At 34.7% G+C, this 17120-nt stretch carries 12 protein-coding genes; 4 read left to right on the forward strand and 8 right to left on the reverse strand.

Annotated features, from left to right (window positions below; translation table 11 throughout):
- Positions 1–87: 87 nt before the first annotated feature.
- The 3 genes from HM986_RS09860 to HM986_RS09870 form a co-directional block, all read right to left on the reverse strand.
- A complete protein-coding gene (locus HM986_RS09860) occupies positions 88–930 on the reverse strand; it encodes a transglutaminase family protein (protein ID WP_179334921.1) in 843 nt (280 codons plus the stop codon).
- Between the two features lie 89 nt (positions 931–1019).
- Positions 1020–1997, reverse strand: coding sequence for an alpha-E domain-containing protein (locus HM986_RS09865; RefSeq protein ID WP_179334922.1), 978 nt, complete (start codon positions 1995–1997; stop codon positions 1020–1022).
- 10 nt (positions 1998–2007) lie between these two features.
- Complete coding sequence (locus HM986_RS09870) at positions 2008–3444, reverse strand: circularly permuted type 2 ATP-grasp protein (RefSeq protein ID WP_179334923.1); 1437 nt, start codon at positions 3442–3444, stop codon at positions 2008–2010.
- A 425-nt stretch (positions 3445–3869) separates the two neighbouring features.
- Between HM986_RS09870 and HM986_RS09875 the strand changes: the two genes are divergently transcribed.
- Positions 3870–4163, forward strand: a complete 294-nt coding sequence (locus HM986_RS09875; protein ID WP_179334924.1) for a hypothetical protein — start codon at positions 3870–3872, stop codon at positions 4161–4163.
- 1021 nt (positions 4164–5184) lie between these two features.
- On the opposite strand, the gene HM986_RS09880 is transcribed toward HM986_RS09875, so the two are convergent.
- The gene (locus HM986_RS09880; RefSeq protein WP_179334925.1) at positions 5185–6279 is read right to left on the reverse strand and encodes an alkene reductase; all 1095 of its coding nucleotides are present in this window, start codon (positions 6277–6279) and stop codon (positions 5185–5187) included.
- Between the two features lie 370 nt (positions 6280–6649).
- Here HM986_RS09880 and HM986_RS09885 point away from each other — a divergent pair, with 370 nt between their 5' ends.
- Both HM986_RS09885 and HM986_RS09890 read left to right on the forward strand, forming a co-directional pair.
- The gene (locus HM986_RS09885) at positions 6650–7576 is read left to right on the forward strand and encodes a DUF302 domain-containing protein (RefSeq protein WP_179334926.1); all 927 of its coding nucleotides are present in this window, start codon (positions 6650–6652) and stop codon (positions 7574–7576) included.
- Between the two features lie 261 nt (positions 7577–7837).
- Entirely contained in the window at positions 7838–8359 is a 522-nt protein-coding gene (locus HM986_RS09890; protein ID WP_179334927.1) for a 5' nucleotidase, NT5C type, read from the forward strand.
- Positions 8360–8435: 76 nt separating this feature from the next.
- Here the strand turns inward: HM986_RS09890 and HM986_RS09895 are convergent, their stop codons facing one another.
- From HM986_RS09895 to HM986_RS09910, 4 genes are all read right to left on the reverse strand, one after another.
- A complete protein-coding gene (locus HM986_RS09895; protein ID WP_179334928.1) occupies positions 8436–8834 on the reverse strand; it encodes a hypothetical protein in 399 nt (132 codons plus the stop codon).
- A 402-nt stretch (positions 8835–9236) separates the two neighbouring features.
- Positions 9237–9437, reverse strand: a complete 201-nt coding sequence (locus HM986_RS09900) for a CsbD family protein (RefSeq protein WP_179334929.1) — start codon at positions 9435–9437, stop codon at positions 9237–9239.
- Between the two features lie 136 nt (positions 9438–9573).
- On the reverse strand, positions 9574–10506 hold the full coding sequence (locus HM986_RS09905; RefSeq protein WP_246288492.1) for a PorP/SprF family type IX secretion system membrane protein: 933 nt from the start codon (positions 10504–10506) through the stop codon (positions 9574–9576).
- Position 10507: 1 nt separating this feature from the next.
- Positions 10508–15541 (reverse strand): T9SS type B sorting domain-containing protein, encoded by a 5034-nt coding sequence (locus HM986_RS09910; RefSeq protein ID WP_179334930.1) that lies wholly within the window; start codon positions 15539–15541, stop codon positions 10508–10510.
- A gap of 164 nt (positions 15542–15705) precedes the next feature.
- Here HM986_RS09910 and HM986_RS09915 point away from each other — a divergent pair, with 164 nt between their 5' ends.
- Positions 15706–17043: an exonuclease domain-containing protein gene (locus tag HM986_RS09915; protein ID WP_179334931.1), complete on the forward strand. Its 1338-nt coding sequence runs from the start codon at positions 15706–15708 to the stop codon at positions 17041–17043.
- Positions 17044–17120 lie beyond the last annotated feature (77 nt).

Genomic DNA, 17120 nt, shown 5'->3' on the forward strand with positions numbered 1-17120 from the left:
GTTATTTAATCTTGCAAAGAACGGTTATTTTATGAATCGATTTCAAAATTTTATGAACTGTATCACTTCTACAATGGTAATCCTTAGTTATAATGTCGCGATGGATAAATTCGTCTTTAATGTGGAATTAGCGCTACCACGTATACCGCCTGAAACTGGCATGGTTTGCTCAAAAAATGCGCTAGAAGCGATAGGAAAATGCGTGTTTCCGGTTAACATACCATGACTAGGATCTAAGCCTATCCAGCCCGTTCCAGGTAAAAAGACTTCTACCCAAGCGTGCAATTCGTATTCTGGCTGAAGCATTTCAAAATAATAGTAGCCACTTACAAAGCGCGCTGCAAAACCTTGCTGTCGTAATAAGTGAATTTGCATCCAAGACAAATCACGACACGACCCTCTTTTGAGTTGAAATGTGATATCTGGAGCTAAAGGCGATCCAACTTCTCTATATTCAACCTTAAAGTCATCATGTAATTGTTGGGTAAGATGTCTTAAATAGGGAATGGTTTTAAACTGCGAATTTTTCACAATTGCAGCTCCATAATCCAATAACGCTTGCGAAATAAGCTGACCTTCTAAAGCTGAAAACAATATTTTTTTCTGAAGCGCATCATATTGAAACGGCAATTGGTTAAACGCTAAAGGATACACCAGAAATTCAAACGGGTTAAAGTCCTTAGTTTCCAACACACTAGTGGCTGTGATTTGAAGTTGATTCGTCATACCTTCATACCAACAGAAGTTAATGCTATTGTGATCTTCATCTAAAATCACTTTATGACCTATTGGCTGCGGTGAAATTTCTAATGAAAAATTTGTTACATCGAGATAAGCAGTAGCTCTTGGTCTAAATCTTAAATAATGGGGTTCCAAAAACACGTCTGAATCAAATGTATAGTGGGTTTGATGTGTGATTTTGAATGTCATTAAAAAACAGCGTTTAAAATTTAACTTATATCAACAAAGAGTAAGACTAATGGCGAATAGCTAAGAGCTAAAGGCTTCCAAACTAATTATTATAGCTGACTCTGCGACTGCTGCTGAATATAAGGTTCTATAGAAAAGAACGAATTATAAATAGCAGATGAAATGTCGTTCAACTTACCTTGAATATCATCTAAGTACTCATGCATACCTTCGGCAATTATATCATTAATATCGGCATATTCTAATTGCGACTTTAAAACACCTAGTTTCTTTTGTGCGATATTACTAAACCCAACAGAACTACCTGATAAGGTAATTAAACAACGTTCGGCACTTAGTAAACATGCTAATATTGATCTTGGAAATTCTGTGTCTAAAATCAAGAATTCAGCAATGCCCGAAGAAGTTAGTTTTCCATTCTTTTTTCTGTACATATCATAAGCACTCACCGATTTTAAAAGGGCGGCCCATTGAATTAAATCTAAAGACGATCCCACTAATTTTGGGGATTTTAATAATAAATGATATTTAGCATCTAACACACGAGAGGTTTTATCGGCACGTTCAATTAATTGACCTAATTTGGCAAAATGCCAACCATCGTTACGAGATATAGTCGCATAATACATTCCATATACCAATTGACACCCATTTTTTATATCCGTAAAAAACCGTCTTAATTCTTTATCTGACTGATTCTTTTTGGCTGCGGCGCCTTTAACTAAATAATAAAGTGCATTGATTTGTTCCCAAACCTCTTTTGTAATTTCAGCGCGGACTGCTCGGGCATTTTCTCTTGCGTTAGAAATACAATTAAAAATTGAGTTCGGGTTCTCTTTATCGAAGGTTAAAAAATAAATTACCTTACATTTTTCAACTTTAGGATATAACGATTCATAAAGTTCCCAATCTCCTGTTATTAAAACAAGCGGTTGCCACTGCTCTACTTCATTAGGTGGTAACTCTAATGATAAATTATAATTTACATCCATAAAACGCGCATAGTTTTCTGCACGTTCAAGATATCTGTTCATCCAATATATGGTATTTGCGACTCTGCCTAACATAGAATATTTTTTAACTGTTTAAAACCCAAGTATCTTTACTACCTCCTCCTTGTGATGAGTTCACCACAATAGAACCTTTTTCCAAAGCCACACGTGTAAGTGCTCCCGGAATAATTTTTATATCCTCCCCGTATAAAGCATATGGCCGTAAATCCACATGGCGACCTTCAATTGTGTTGTCAGATATCGTTGGGACGCGAGATAAATTAATCATCGGTTGTGCAATATAATTTCTTGGCTTTTGTTTAATTTTTGCGATGAATTCTTCTTGCTCTTTTTTAGTCGATTTAGGACCAATCAGCATACCATAACCACCAGAAGCATCGGTTTGCTTCACGACCAATTTATCAATATTTTCAATGACATATTTACGATCAGATTCTTCATCACAGATATAAGTTTTTACGTTCGGTAAGATCATATCCTCACCTAAGTAATACTTAATGATTCTTGGAATGTAAGCGTAAACAGCTTTATCATCTACCACTCCTGTGCCTGGTGCGTTAACCAAAACAACATTACCTTTAAGATAGGCTCTAAAAAGTCCAGGTGTTCCTAGTAGTGATTTCTTATTAAAGACTTCTGGATCTATAAAATCATCATCCACACGACGGTAAATCACATCCACACGTTTAAGACCATTAGTGGTAATCATATAAACGATATCATTTTTCACGACCAAATCCCGACCTTCTACCAACTCTGCTCCCATTTGTTGGGCCAAATATGAATGTTCAAAATAAGCTGAATTATACATCCCAGGGGTCATCACTACAACCGTTGGTTTGTCTATATCGACTAATGATTCTAAAGTATCTCTTAAGGTATGCGTGTAATTATAAACAGGTTTGACATCGAGTTGTTCAAATAACTCAGGAAATGTGCGTTTTAAGATTTCGCGATTTTCAAGCATATAGGATACGCCAGATGGACATCTTAAATTGTCTTCAAGAACATAATACTGACCATCTCCTCCTTTTATTAAGTCCGATCCCGTAATATGACACCAAATATCTTTCGGTGGCTTAAAACCTTCCAATTCCTTTAAATAAGAGGCACTAGATAAAATCATTTCCTTAGGAATAATTTTGTCCTTAATAACCTTTTGATCATTATAGATGTCTTGAATAAACAGGTTTAGCGCTTTGATACGTTGTTGCAACCCTTTTTCAAGTTGTGTCCATTCGTCACTGCCAATAATTCTGGGGATAATATCTAAATGAAGAATCCGCTCTACTCCTTGGTTATCACTGTAAACATTAAAAGTCATTCCTAAAGAAAGCTGAGCGCGATCTGTAGCATGTTGTAATGTATTTAACTTCTTCTGACTTAAACTTTGCAAGCGTTCGGCAAATAGTTTGTAATTAGGTCTAACGTTATTGTTTTCATCAAACATTTCGTCATAAAAACCTTTAGTGTCATAAGCGGAGAAATCTAGTTTTGGCATAAGCGGTTTAAGTATCTGTTAATTTTAATTAGCATATTTAAAGCTGAAAAGCTTAATGAGTTTTAATCCGAAATTAATTCTAAAATTGATGTGATTAGGCCTTATGAGGCATTGCACCCCAACAAAGTACAACAAATATTAACTAGAATCTAATAACTAGATTCACTTTACGATTCCGATAATTAACAAGAAGAAAAAATATTAATACAGAAATTTAATATTCCTATAATTGAGATTTCTTGAAAATTTGCATGAGGACAGGGGCGTCTAGCGCCTCGCACACCCTTCAGCTATGGCTGTAACAAGATTAATTCGTTTGCAAGTACTTAGTTTGTACTGAGTAATACCATTAAAATTTTGTTTGTCTCAGTCAATACCCAAGGCTAATAATTTTTAAATTTGAGTAAATCTTAAAATTAAAAGTTATGAAAAGCGAAGACAAAAAAGCAAAGTACAATTCAGATATTACAAAAGAAGATGAAAAGATTTTAGGAGATAAATCTGGAAACCTAAGACAAGACAATGGAGATGACGAAATACTAAAAAAACGTGAAAATGAGCCTGATTTCGCAGCAAAAAATCTAGATATACCAGGAGGTAGAAATGCAAGACCATTAACTAATGAGAGATATGCAGATGAAGAAAATAGGCATCACAGTTTAGGGAGTGACCATAATGAAAATTTAGAGCTAGATATTGAAAATACTAAAGACAATTAGTTTAAAGCTTTGCTTAAATCGTCATACGTTTAAGCACTATATAGAATAAATACAATCAAAACCGCAATAATAGCAGGTATAATAAGCGCTGTTTTGGGTTTTGATTTTTTTGTTTAGTCTATGTGATGGTGAAGTAGCAAAGCTAAAAGAGACAACAAGAAACAAACAAAAACAAACTGCAAGCAAACGAGCAACACCCAAATTCCGACATAGTCGGAAAGGCTGTCGGCAATATATATAATCAAAATCCGTTAAAAATAGCTGAAGCCTTGGAAGCTATTTAGGATTTTTTTTATGGTTTTAATAGCACCAAAGTGCTATTAAAAATACCTTCGACAGCATAGGACTTTTTGGTTCGTTTTTGGTCCTTCAAAAATGAACGTATTAAATCAATAGATCAAATATCCCGATCTTCTCATCGAATTATTACAAGAACCACGATCAAAACTAAAACACAAATAAGAATAGAAGTTCTCAATACTAATTTCATTCATTACAATCGTAAAATTCACTCGAACTGACGAACTTCATCAAAAGAACATATCAAGAAAGAAAAAGAAAACAAACCACAAGCAAACAATCAACACCCAAATTCCGACAGCGTCGGAACCAACGATTTTCAGAAATAATGAGTTAGAAATAAAGTTCATTTACACAATCAAGTATTAAAAATTTAATCTTCATAAAAACCTCAAATTTTTAATGTATTAGCGAATGGTGCGTAGACAAATGCGATAGCATTCACGAATTCCAAACCTAAACAATAGAAACCCATGAGTAAATTCCTAACAAATCGTTTTGACTTTTTGGTTCGTTTATTCGCCTAGCTTATTTTATGGATCTCATGATGTGCTGCGCAGTTTGTGTCAAGACAAATGCGATAGCATTCATGAACACCGATTTAATAAAATAGAAACCTAGTGAACTAAAATGAACGTATAAAAATTAAAAGCAAACAAAAAGGCATCGCAAAACATAAGCTTCACAATGCCAATTTAAACCTCAATAAGAACCATAACAATTACTCAGAAGCAAACGAATAATCCGTATACCCTTTTTTACCAGGAGTATAGAACGTATCCTTATCCCAATCCGCTAATTCAAAGTGTTTCTCAAAACGCTCTACTAAATCCGGATTAGAAATAAAAGGCTTTCCATAAGCCACTAAGTCAACATCACCATCAGCAATGACTTTATTTCCTTCCTCTTGATCGAAATTAGTATTAATCATTAATGTCCCATTATACAACGGACGAAAATGCTTCGCAATATCAGTCACAGCATAAGGCACGTCCGAAACATCCGTAAATGGTTCTGACAAATGCACGTAGGCCAAATTATAATCATTCAATTTTTTAATAATATATTCAAATGTCGGAATAGTTTCTTCATCTATCGTAATCCCAAATAATCCATGTAACGACGGATTAAATCGTACTCCAATTTTTTCTTGAGGAATTACTGTTTTCATAGCGTCTAACACCTCAAAAAAGAAACGCGTTCTGTTTGTGATAGAACCACCATATTCGTCAGTCCTAGTATTAGAACAGCCGTTGAAAAACTGCTGAAATAAATACCCATTAGACGAATGTAACTCAATACCATCAAATCCGGCTTCCACAGCATTAGCGGCTGCATTTTTAAAATCATTAACAGTGCGTTTAATATCACCAGCTGTCATCGCTTTTGGCGTTACCGTATCCTTAAATCCGTTGGAAGTAAATGACTGCGCATTAGGGTTAATCGCAGATGCAGAAACAGGTAATTCACCATTGTGAAAATCGGGATGAGAAATTCGGCCAACATGCCATAGTTGAAGAAAAATGGTGCCTCCTTTGTCATGTACACGTTTAGTAACCGTTTTCCAACCATCCACCTGCGCTTTAGAGTGGATACCAGGTGTATTAATATACCCTACAGCTTCCTTAGAAACCTGAGAACCTTCTGTAATAATTAAACCAGCCGAAGCACGCTGTTCGTAATACAAACCTTGCAAGTCGTCTGTAGGCACTTTTTCTTTGTTATCAGCGCGACTGCGCGTCATCGGTGCCATAATAACACGATTTTTTATAGTAATGTTTTTATGATAAGGAGTTAGTAAATATTGTGTTTGCATAATGTTTTATTCGAATTAATTTGAAGTATAAAGTTACGATTTTAACGCACTAATTTGACGGATAGAAATCAATTAAGATACATTTAACCTTTCTTAAAAGCATTAAAATTTTGTTGTTTTAAGTCAAGAATAATAGGCTGTAATCTTTAAATTTGAATCATTTTTATCATTAATAATCATAGAACGATTGATTAATTATAATAAAGTGAAATATAAGGCAGTTATCATTTAAGCAAATGATACAATATAAAGCGATAAATTCTTAGGATTGTGGTAAGGTAATCCAAAAGACTAGCTGAATCTTTCACTTAAAATAGCCTAAAAAGGCTACATCTAAACTCAAATCTTAACAAAAATAGACCATATCATTATGAGAACCATTAAATTTATCCCAATAGTATGCAGCGTGTTGTTATTGTTTTCGGGCTGCAAGGATGACGAAAAAAGTAATTCAAATAACAATAATTATCCAGAGACAGAAGGTATTGGATATATCGAAACCGATGCGTCGCCTTCGGATATTTACGATGCGATTATATCTCAGTTAAATAGCAACGAGAACATTGGTATTATTGCCGAAATTAACCATTCTGAAAATGCTCAGAACGTAGGATTAGATTTAGGTTTTACGCGGACCGTTTATTTCGGTAATCCAGCATTAGGTACTCCAATTATGCAAAATAATATTAAATCAGGATTAGATTTACCCCAGCGTATTACTGTGTATACTGATGAGGATGGCGATACTGTAGTGGCTTATAATTCCGTAGACTATTTAATTAATAGACATAATATAGGCACGGTGTCATCTTCAGATATGATTACAGCTGCGCTATCAAATATAGTAAATAGCACAACAGAGCAAGCGGTTATTTTAAACGCAGTAACTCCTCTTGAAAGTGACGGAATTATTTCTGTGACGAGCACTAACGATTTCGATACTACCTATAATTCAATAGTAAATACGTTAAATAATTTAGAAGCAATAACCATTATCGCAGAGTTAGATCACCAAGCTAATGCACAAAGTGTGGCTATGGATTTAGTACCTTCCAAATTAATAATTTTTGGAAACCCTACTTTAGGAACACCGTTAATGTCAGAATCAAGAACTACAGCTTTAGACTTGCCTCAAAAAATGTTGATTTATGAAAATAGTGATGGCGACGTAACTGTCATTTATAACGACCCATTTTATGTTGCGGAAAGACATTATTTAAATAATAATGATGATACATTAAATACGATTTCTCAAGCACTACAGAATATATCAGCTTCTGGTACTTCAGAGAATTAATATACAGCTGAGCCAAAACCCTCATTTTGGTTAGCGTTGTGAAAAGCTTGTAAATAATTTATTTACGAGCTTTTTGCTTATATAGCATTAACGATTTTATTGAAATGTTATGACATGTGGAATCTCATTATAGAAATAAGTCTGAACGTAGTTATTAAATAAAGGATTTATAGCTATCAAAATATTAAATAACTATTAAATTATCCTCTCCTCTATTGTTTCTTCTCACTATTATTAAGACCTTCGTAAAAAACCAACCCGATGACAATATTCGTAGACATGGACGACGTCCTCGCAGACACTTACGGTAAACACATAGAATTATACAATAAAGAGCATCAACAAGAATTATGTATTTCTCAAATTTCTTCTGGTGAAATGTGGCATAATGTCCCAAAAGTACATCAAGAAAGTATTAGACAACACGCCTTGCAACCTGGTTTTTTTAGAGACTTAAAACCTATTAAAGACAGTATATTAGTTATGGAAGCGCTCTATAATAGACATGAAGTCTACATTGCAACAGCAGCAACTCAATTTCCGAATTCGCTATTTGAGAAAAGCGAGTGGTTAGATGAGCATATGCCTTTCATTACATGGCAGCATCGTATTATGTGCGGTGATAAATTTATATTAAATGGCGATGTTCTTATTGATGACAGATCTTATAACTTGGAAAATTTTCAAGGGGATACGCTATTATTTAATTCTCCTCATAATGTTGAAGATACCGGATACAATAGAGTGGCCACTTGGGAGGATATTGCTAAACTTCTACTTTAAAGGAAAGACAAACCGATATGACTTTCTATAACTATTTAAATAGCTAGTTTCAGTCGTCCCCATACAATAGATTGTTTTATGTTGGTAAGGCGACTTGCTTCAGTCGTTTTCGAATATTAAAAATACGTTCTTCGTGTTGTAACCCATCCTCTCCCGCTTTTTTATATCGAATTAATGAAAGCTTCAGTTGATCTATTCCATATAATATAGCAAGTACGATGTTATCATTACAAGCCTCAAATCGAACCGGTTGTTGATTTTTGCCTTCAAGATTAGCGATGAATACACAACGAATGCTTTTCAATCTGTTTACAGTATTGAATACATATGATAGATGAACTTTTATTAGGATGATATTGTATATATAATGCTCTAATCTAGACGTAATTAGACCTGTAAAATAAGTCACGTCTTTTTCTGTAATATGAATCGTTTGATTAAATGTAAGTTGAGTTGTATTAAATTGAATTCTCATGATCCTATTTGTTTTAAAATGATTAAATTTTACGTAATGGAGTCGGAGATATTAAATTCAAAGCCATACTAAAATAGTGATGAATTTTTATTGTAATTTAACTTGAATTGGGGTATCATAGGTTTGGGGTTTGGTGAAGAGCATCAGTACTTAGGTAGAGCACTACACGCTATTCATAATATAGTGTTTTACTTACGGAAAAACACTAATTTGAGGTTAAGCTTATGTTAAAGAATACCAAATGCATTGATATTCAATTATCGTCGTCATAATAGCAAGTCGGATTAAAATAAATGGCTTCATCTTTTTAGAGAAGCATGGAAACACGTGAACGGGTGTGGTTTAAAACGCAGAAAATCCTGAGTTGATCAGGATTTTCTGTTATTTTAAAATGAGGAAGTCTTAAAACTTTAAATCATTTAAGAAGCCATTGACGTTCTCTTTTGTTTCTCCGGTTCGTTTCTGAATTCGGCCAACAATTTCATCTTCTTTACCTTCTTGGTAATCCAAATCATCGTCAGTAAGTTCTCCCCACTTTTGTTTCAATTTTCCTTTTGCAATATTCCAATTGCCTTTTGCTTTATCTTGCCATGGTTTAGACATAATTTCTATATTTTTAAGTTATGAAAGTAAATCACTGTGATCTACTACTGTAAATTTACAGGAAATATAAAGCACCTATTAACGCAATGCATTAAGATGTTAATTCAATTAAAAGCGCGTTATGAAGATAATGAGTTCAACGCGTCTTATAGCCTTGTTGGAGTCTAAAACTCAACACCAAACCATGCGTGTTTCCTAAGGGAGAATTGTTAGTAGCCATATTGTAATGGTAAATAACACGGAACGTTTCAAATAAATAGATACCTGCTAAAACATTAAACGATGAGTTCGTTCTATAGCCTGCGCCAAGTTCAAATTGGTTTCTATGGCTAACAGACATATTAAAATCGGCTATCAATGGCGCACCTTTTTCATGCTTTACAAAAACGCTCGGTTTGAGCATATAATTCTCAAAACGATTGTTAAAAAAACGATAGCCTAAATAACCATAAACAGGAGAATTTAAGTCTACAGCGTCATCAGAAGCCAAACGTGTCCCTATAAGATTGGGTGCAGATAGCCCCACATAAAACTGGGAATGATTAAATAGAAATCCGGCACCAACTGTTGGAATTGTAGCATCAATATTTTTATCGAACTGAATATCATCCATAATATTAAGATCTAATAAATTATCTTGATACTGTTGTAACCCTGCTGTTATTCCAAAAGACAATGAGCTTGGTTGATAATTCTGCCAATAAGGACGATCATTTTTAATATCGAAAAATAGTTTATAAGAATATGCTATAAATGTGCTTGTGGAGCGCGTAACTCCAATCTCATCCCTTATGATAGCAGCACCCAGTCCCATTTTACCATCTTGTAATGGGGAATGAAAACTTAAGCTAAAGGATTTTGGCGCTCCATCAAAAGAACTAAATCCTGTATTAGCAATTGTAGCTTCTGTGGTAGGTGACAACCCCGCATAAGCTGCATTTACGATGAAAGGATTAAAATTATACTCTGGAAACGACGCAGTTTGCTGTCCAAATAAAGTGCCAGAGGTTAGTAGTCCGATTAAAACAGCTAACACTGAGTGATTGTATGGGTTTCTTAATGTCATCATGTTAACGTTTTAGAACCACAAAGCCTTGTGTCTTTTTTAAATGGTGATTACCATCGATATGAATATTGAAAAAATAGGTCCCTGAAGGTAACTTGCCTGCTCCCATTTTGGTGTTTTTGTTGGCATCGCCTCTAAACACTTTTGAATTATTATCGTAACCTTTTATGCTGAAAACGAGATCACCCCAACGATTATAAATCATAACTTCATTATTAGGATAATTTTGAATGCCATCAATTTTCCAAAAATCATTTATACCATTACCATCTGGAGAAAAACCATATTTTGTAGTATCCTCTTGTGGAATCACAGTCACCGTTTCAGTATTAAAACTTTCGGATGCACATCCTGTGGCTATGCCATCATTATTAAATGGAACTACAGTAACATAGATTTCAGTATTTTCTGGTAAAGGATCTAATAAATTATAACTAGTGTTGTTACCAACGTTAACAGCATCTAAAATTTCGCCGCCATTTGGACTCAACCCAATGCTTAAATAATAGCCCGTAACACTGTAGGTATTAGGTTCAGGTGGATTCCATGATATTGCAGCAATATCAATAGGGACCTCAATAGCGCCTGGAGAAGGAAATGTCATATAAGCACAGTCCGGAGGATAACTGTTTCTAAATGTAAAGCTATCTTCTGCACATCCGAAAGCGACACCGTTGGCGTTATAAGGTGAAATTAGAACATAAACGGTCGAACCTTGTGTAAAATCTATAGTCGGAAGGTAAGTTGTACTCGTCCCAACATCAAAATTATCTAGTAAATCGGCATTTCCTAAGCTTGTGCCGATTGAAATAAAATAACCTGTTACATTATCTACGGCTTCCCATGTTATTTCCGTTGATAAAGAAATATCTGTAGCGCCATCTAGTGGAAATGTCAATGCCGTACATTCTGGAATTGTTGGTATGGTCCCAGTGGTAAATGATTCATACGCACACGAATGATTTTCGTTACCATCTGCGTCATAAGGTATAATTCTAACATGAACCAATGTGTTTTCTAGTGGTAAATCGTATGGTAAATCGTATGTAAGCGCATTACCGGCATCATATTCACCATAAAAGTTATCATCATCTCCGATGTTAATTAAGTAACCACTCACATTGTCAACAGCATTCCAAGAAAAATTGGTAGACACCGAAACGTTGGTCTCTCCTTCTAAAGGCATCGTTAACGTTGTACATTCAGGAATTGTTAAAATGGTTTCCGTTATAAAGCGTTCTTCCACACAACCTATGGCATTTCCTGTTGAATTATAAGGAATGATCGTAACAAATATTTCTGTACCCTCTGGTAAATCATTAGGTAAATTGTAAGTGGTATTGGTTATGTCCGTTTCGATTAAAATCTCATCACCTCCAGAAGTCGTACCAACTGTAATTAAAAACCCATCGGCATTTGAAACGGCATTCCAAGTAAAATCAGTTGTTACCAAAACATTGGTTTCTAAATGTAAAGGAGATATTAATGAGGTACAATTGGGAGCATCTTCAATCATTCCGGTGGTAAATGATTCTGAGGTACAGCCGCCGATAGCATCTCCTGCGTCATTGTATGGAATTAGTCTAACATAGATTAATTCGTTTTCTGGTAAGTCGAATGATAAATCATATGATAAATTGTTGCCTACGTCAAACTCTCCATAAAAATTAAAATTGTCAGCAATATGTATTCTATATCCTGTCGCGTTTGGTGCAGCATTCCAAAAGAAATCGGTCGTTATTGAAACGTCAATAGCACCATCTAATGGTAAGCTTAACGTTGTACAATTTGGAACGATAGGAATGCTTTCAGTACCAAAACTAGTTTCATTACAACTTAATGATGTGTTTATGCCATCATATGGTGTGATTAATACAAAGATTTCTGATCCTGCAGGAAGATCGTTAGGCAAATCATAAGTTGTTGTGTTTCCGACATCAAAACTATCTAGTAGATCCCAAACCCCAGAATCGGTACCAACATTTAAGAAATAACCTGTAGCATTAACTACAGCATTCCAAGTGATAGCTGTGTCGATTGAAACATTGGTTTCGTTTTCTAATGGCGATACTAATTGTGTACATTCAAGAACTGAAATAAGCGATTCTGTCATAAAGCTTTCTTCATTACAACCAATAGCATTACCTGCGGAATTATATGGTATTATTGTAACGAAAATTTCGGTACCCTCTTGTAAATCGCTTGGTAAATCAAAAGTCGAATCCGTAACGTCTGTTTCTATTAAAATATCAGTACTACCAGATGTTGTTCCAAGTGAAATTAAATAACCATCTGCGTTTGAAACGGAATCCCATGAGATATCTGTTGAAGTTGAAACATCAATTGCTCCGTTTAAAGGAGAAGATAAAATGGTACATTCTGGAGTATCTAGAATCGTTTCTGTAGTAAAACTTTCTTCAACACAACCCATTGCATTTCCTAAAGAATTATAAGGAGTTATGGTGACGAAGTATGTAGTGTTTTCAAGATAATCGGCAGGGAAATCGTAAGTCGTAGCGTTTCCAACATCAAAATTTAGAAGTATGTCATTACCTCCAGATGTTATTCCTATGCTCAATCGGTAACCTTCTGCGTTTGGATCTGCATTCCAACTAATATCAGCATCTACAGCAACAGTTATAGAGCCGTCAATTGGTGCAGTGAGATTGGTACATGCCGTTGGCAAAAGTGTTGTTTCAGAAACGGTTGTAAAACTATAAGTCGTGCAACTTTGCGCAGGTCCTATGCCGTTATAGGGAACGATCTCAACATATATTTGTGAATCAGCAGGTAAGTCATTTGCTAAATTAAAATGGGTAGCACTACCCAATACTTGGTCAAAAATATCCCAAGTTCCAGGTGCTGTACCAACACGAAGTGTATAACCAACAGCATCAGAAACCTCCGCCCAACTTAAGTCGGTATTTATACCAACATTAGTGGCGTCATTAATGGGTAATGTCAGCGACGTACACAATGGCACCTCTGGTGTATTACAAACTGAGCTTGTAAAATCTTGAAGCTCATAAGACCCCATATCTATAGTTGTGTCAAATACTCTTGGATTATTTAAAATATCCATAGTCTCGCTATTAAAGCTGTTATCACCGGCATTTACGGTAGGAGAACATACTAATGCTCTAAAATCTAATTGTGTTGGATTTACAAAACGAGGTCTGTTATTAATAACTGTACCGTCTAAATTTCCTATACCTGTAGGGTTTTCTCCTTTAATTAAGGAGTTATCAATAGTTAAATTTGATGTGTTTCCAGAGAATCCACTTTGCGCAAGATTGTCACCAGACCAAATAATAGAATTGCGAACCCAAGAAGGTAAATCATTATCAAAATCTACGCTTACATTGGTATCTTCATAATTTGCGGCACTAATAGTAGTGTTTAGAAGGTTCAGTGAAGAATCACTATTCATATCTATTACGGTATGTGTACCAGTAGGTAATTTAGATATAAACGTGGAATTACTTATAGTGACCTCTGATCGATCTATCAATATAAATTCTGAATTGGTGATATTCCCCTCAAAATAATCATTATGTAATGTTGCAGCTGCAGATCTATCAATCTCTACTAATATATGATCCCCATAAAAGTGATTATTTGAGGATGTATAATCTTGTACTCTATCGGCGTTAATATCTTTACCATTATTGTTTCTAAATAGGTTATTTTCAATAACAGCACCATTAACATACATGTAGCCAATATTGATAACAGCTTCATTACTCGTGTTATTTAAAAACGTATTATTGGTAATTAAAGCACTGTCTAAATACCATAAATCTAAGTCTTCACTAGCATTATTTCCATTATTTTCAAACAAACAATTGTTTAAGATAAGATCAACGTAATACTCTATTTCTAAAGCTGCATTACCTTCAGAAATATTATCCTTAAACTCGCAACTATCTATGTTTATTAAGATATCATAGTCTTCATTACCCGTAATATCCATTACAGCGTTATTAAAACTGCCTTCACTATAGTTATTATTAAATTTTGAGTTACTCAGACTAGTATTAGTTCTGTTACTATTTAAAACAGCCACACCTCCACCTGTAGACGAATTGTTAGTAAAGATACTATTTTCAACATTTAGTAAATCTGAATTTGATGATCTAATACATGAGGATTGCGCTCCATAATTATCCGTAAATTTTGAGTCATAAATATTTAATATTGATTTCGAATGATAAATTATCCGAGATTCAAAATTATTGACAGCGACCATATTAGTTATGTCAGTAATATTATCTGTAAAGGAAAATATATCAGCGCTGTTATTAATAACAGTAATATTTGTAAAAGCTGTATATGGACTTCTTGAACTTCCAAGCGTGGTAGTTGAAGAGTAATTTTTCAGGGTACAATCGGTCATAAAAAAGTTGCTGACCGTATCATTTATAGAAAACGCTCTATTCGTACCATTCTGAAAAATAGTATTAGATAGGGTTACCGTATCTATCGTAGTACTATTAATGGAGAGACTAGTACCCGCACAATTAGAAAACAGGCTATTAAAAATAGCGATAGTATTAAAAGAACCATTACTACTTATATCGCTGGTTGTAGAGCCATAAAATTGAACCTGATCTAAAGTTAGACTAGATTTTGTCTCTATCGCTGATCGCACGTTATAAAAGCGAAGTCCTTCAATTGACGTATCTGCATTAACATTAATATTAAAAATGCGGTATAATAAATTAGAAGAATCAAAATCTGCTTCAATTTGAGCAATATAAGCTGGAATATTCTGGACACCTCCTCCTTGAGGATAACCTCCTTTAATGGCTAACGGAATTCCAATATTAATGGTGTTCTGAGGTTTATAAGTTCCTTCTGCAATAAATATAACATCATTTGCGGCCGCAGCATCAACAGCGTTTTGAATAGTGTTGAATGCCGTTGCCCAACTTATTCCATCTCCTCCACTAGGGGCAGATTGATCTACATAAATATCTGCAGAAAAGGCATTAAACGTCATCGAAATGAATAGAATAAAAAGAAGTCTTTTAATCATTTTGGGGCTAATTTTGTGGTTGACTTATAACACAACTATGCAAGTATAAGGATTTTAGAAATAGTGGCAAGTCTTCAATTTCTAATTAACAACAAAAGTGATTACCTTTCGGTATTCAAATGTAAAACCTACTGTATTAACAATTAAAAAAGAACACCTCATAAATGATTTACACCATTATTGATGTTGAAACCACAGGACAGAGCAATCGCATGACTGAGATTTCAATTTTTAAATTTAACGGAGATACCGTAATAGATGAGTTTACATCATTAATAAATCCGGAAACTTACATCCCTCAACACATTACCGCACTCACCGGAATCGATGATCATATGGTTGCTGAGGCTCCGCGATTTGCAGAAGTAGCACAAGACATTCTAAACATTACAGAAGGTGCCATATTTGTGGCGCACAACGTTAATTTCGATTATAAAGTCATTAGTGGAGAATTTAGCAGAATCGGTTTAGAGTTCACTAGAAAGAAACTTTGTACTGTCCGTTTATCGCGTCGCTTATTACCAGGACATCGGTCTTACAGTCTCGGGAAGCTATGCAGCGCTTTAGAAATTAATTTGGTAGGCAGACACAGAGCCAGAGGCGATGCAGAAGCCACAACCATTCTATTTGAATTGCTATTACAACAACCCGAAGCTTCAGATGTTTTTAAAGAATTTTTAAACAAGAATTCTAAAGAAGCGACCTTACCTCCTAACCTACCTAAAGAAACGTTTGAAGCTTTGCCAGATACCGCAGGTATATATTACTTTAAGGATAAAAAGGGAGTTGTTATTTATGTAGGCAAAGCTATTAACATCAAAAAAAGAGTGCTCAGCCATTTTTATAGTAAAACAAAAAAGGCACAAGATATGGTGAGAGAAACGCGCGATATTGATTTTGAAAGTTCTGGTAGCGAATTAATAGCACTCCTTATGGAAGATGCAGCTATTAAGCACCACTTTCCAATGTATAATAAAGTGGCAAAGCGAACCATTCAAACCGTTGCAATTTTTTCTTATGAAGATCGAAGCGGCATTTTGCACTTAGCGAGTAACAAAGGACGGTTAACCCCAAATCCTATAATTACCTTTTTTAATGTGAGAGATGTACGGTCTTATATGGAAAAGATATGCGCTAAACATAATCTGTGTCCTAAATATTGTCATTTACAGGAAGCCGTTGCCGAATGTTCACATTACAGCATTAAAAACTGTAAAGGCGTGTGTAGAAACGAAGAATCTGTTGAAGCTTATAACAATAGAGTTCTTGAAGCCATACATGATATGTCTAATCAGAAGGAAGATTTTATATTGAGAGAAAAAGGTAGAAATCCGAATGAAGAGGCCTTCGTTATGATTAAAGATGGAGATTATCTGGGCTATGGATTTGTAGATAAAGATTCACAGATTAATCATATGGATGACTTGAATGCCTTTCTCATTCCGCAGAAAAACAGTGTTGATATTCAAAAAATCTTACGCCCCTACATTCTAAACATATAAAATGAGGTATTAAGAATATACTACGACTAACTATTAAATGAAGAAAACAGCACTATACGTGCTGTTTTCTATTTAGA

The organism is Winogradskyella costae (assembly GCF_013403865.1).
GTDB lineage: Bacteria > Bacteroidota > Bacteroidia > Flavobacteriales > Flavobacteriaceae > Winogradskyella > Winogradskyella costae.

Bases quoted from the DNA above. Each gene is read 5' to 3' on its own strand.
- HM986_RS09860 (WP_179334921.1), bottom strand. From the start codon at position 930: ATGACATTCAAAATCACACATCAAACCCACTATACATTTGATTCAGAC.
- HM986_RS09865 (WP_179334922.1), bottom strand. From the start codon at position 1,997: ATGTTAGGCAGAGTCGCAAATACCATATATTGGATGAACAGATATCTT.
- HM986_RS09870 (WP_179334923.1), bottom strand. From the start codon at position 3,444: ATGCCAAAACTAGATTTCTCCGCTTATGACACTAAAGGTTTTTATGAC.
- HM986_RS09875 (WP_179334924.1), top strand. From the start codon at position 3,870: ATGAAAAGCGAAGACAAAAAAGCAAAGTACAATTCAGATATTACAAAA.
- HM986_RS09880 (WP_179334925.1), bottom strand. From the start codon at position 6,279: ATGCAAACACAATATTTACTAACTCCTTATCATAAAAACATTACTATA.
- HM986_RS09885 (WP_179334926.1), top strand. From the start codon at position 6,650: ATGAGAACCATTAAATTTATCCCAATAGTATGCAGCGTGTTGTTATTG.
- HM986_RS09890 (WP_179334927.1), top strand. From the start codon at position 7,838: ATGACAATATTCGTAGACATGGACGACGTCCTCGCAGACACTTACGGT.
- HM986_RS09895 (WP_179334928.1), bottom strand. From the start codon at position 8,834: ATGAGAATTCAATTTAATACAACTCAACTTACATTTAATCAAACGATT.
- HM986_RS09900 (WP_179334929.1), bottom strand. From the start codon at position 9,437: ATGTCTAAACCATGGCAAGATAAAGCAAAAGGCAATTGGAATATTGCA.
- HM986_RS09905 (WP_246288492.1), bottom strand. From the start codon at position 10,506: ATGATGACATTAAGAAACCCATACAATCACTCAGTGTTAGCTGTTTTA.
- HM986_RS09910 (WP_179334930.1), bottom strand. From the start codon at position 15,541: ATGATTAAAAGACTTCTTTTTATTCTATTCATTTCGATGACGTTTAAT.
- HM986_RS09915 (WP_179334931.1), top strand. From the start codon at position 15,706: ATGATTTACACCATTATTGATGTTGAAACCACAGGACAGAGCAATCGC.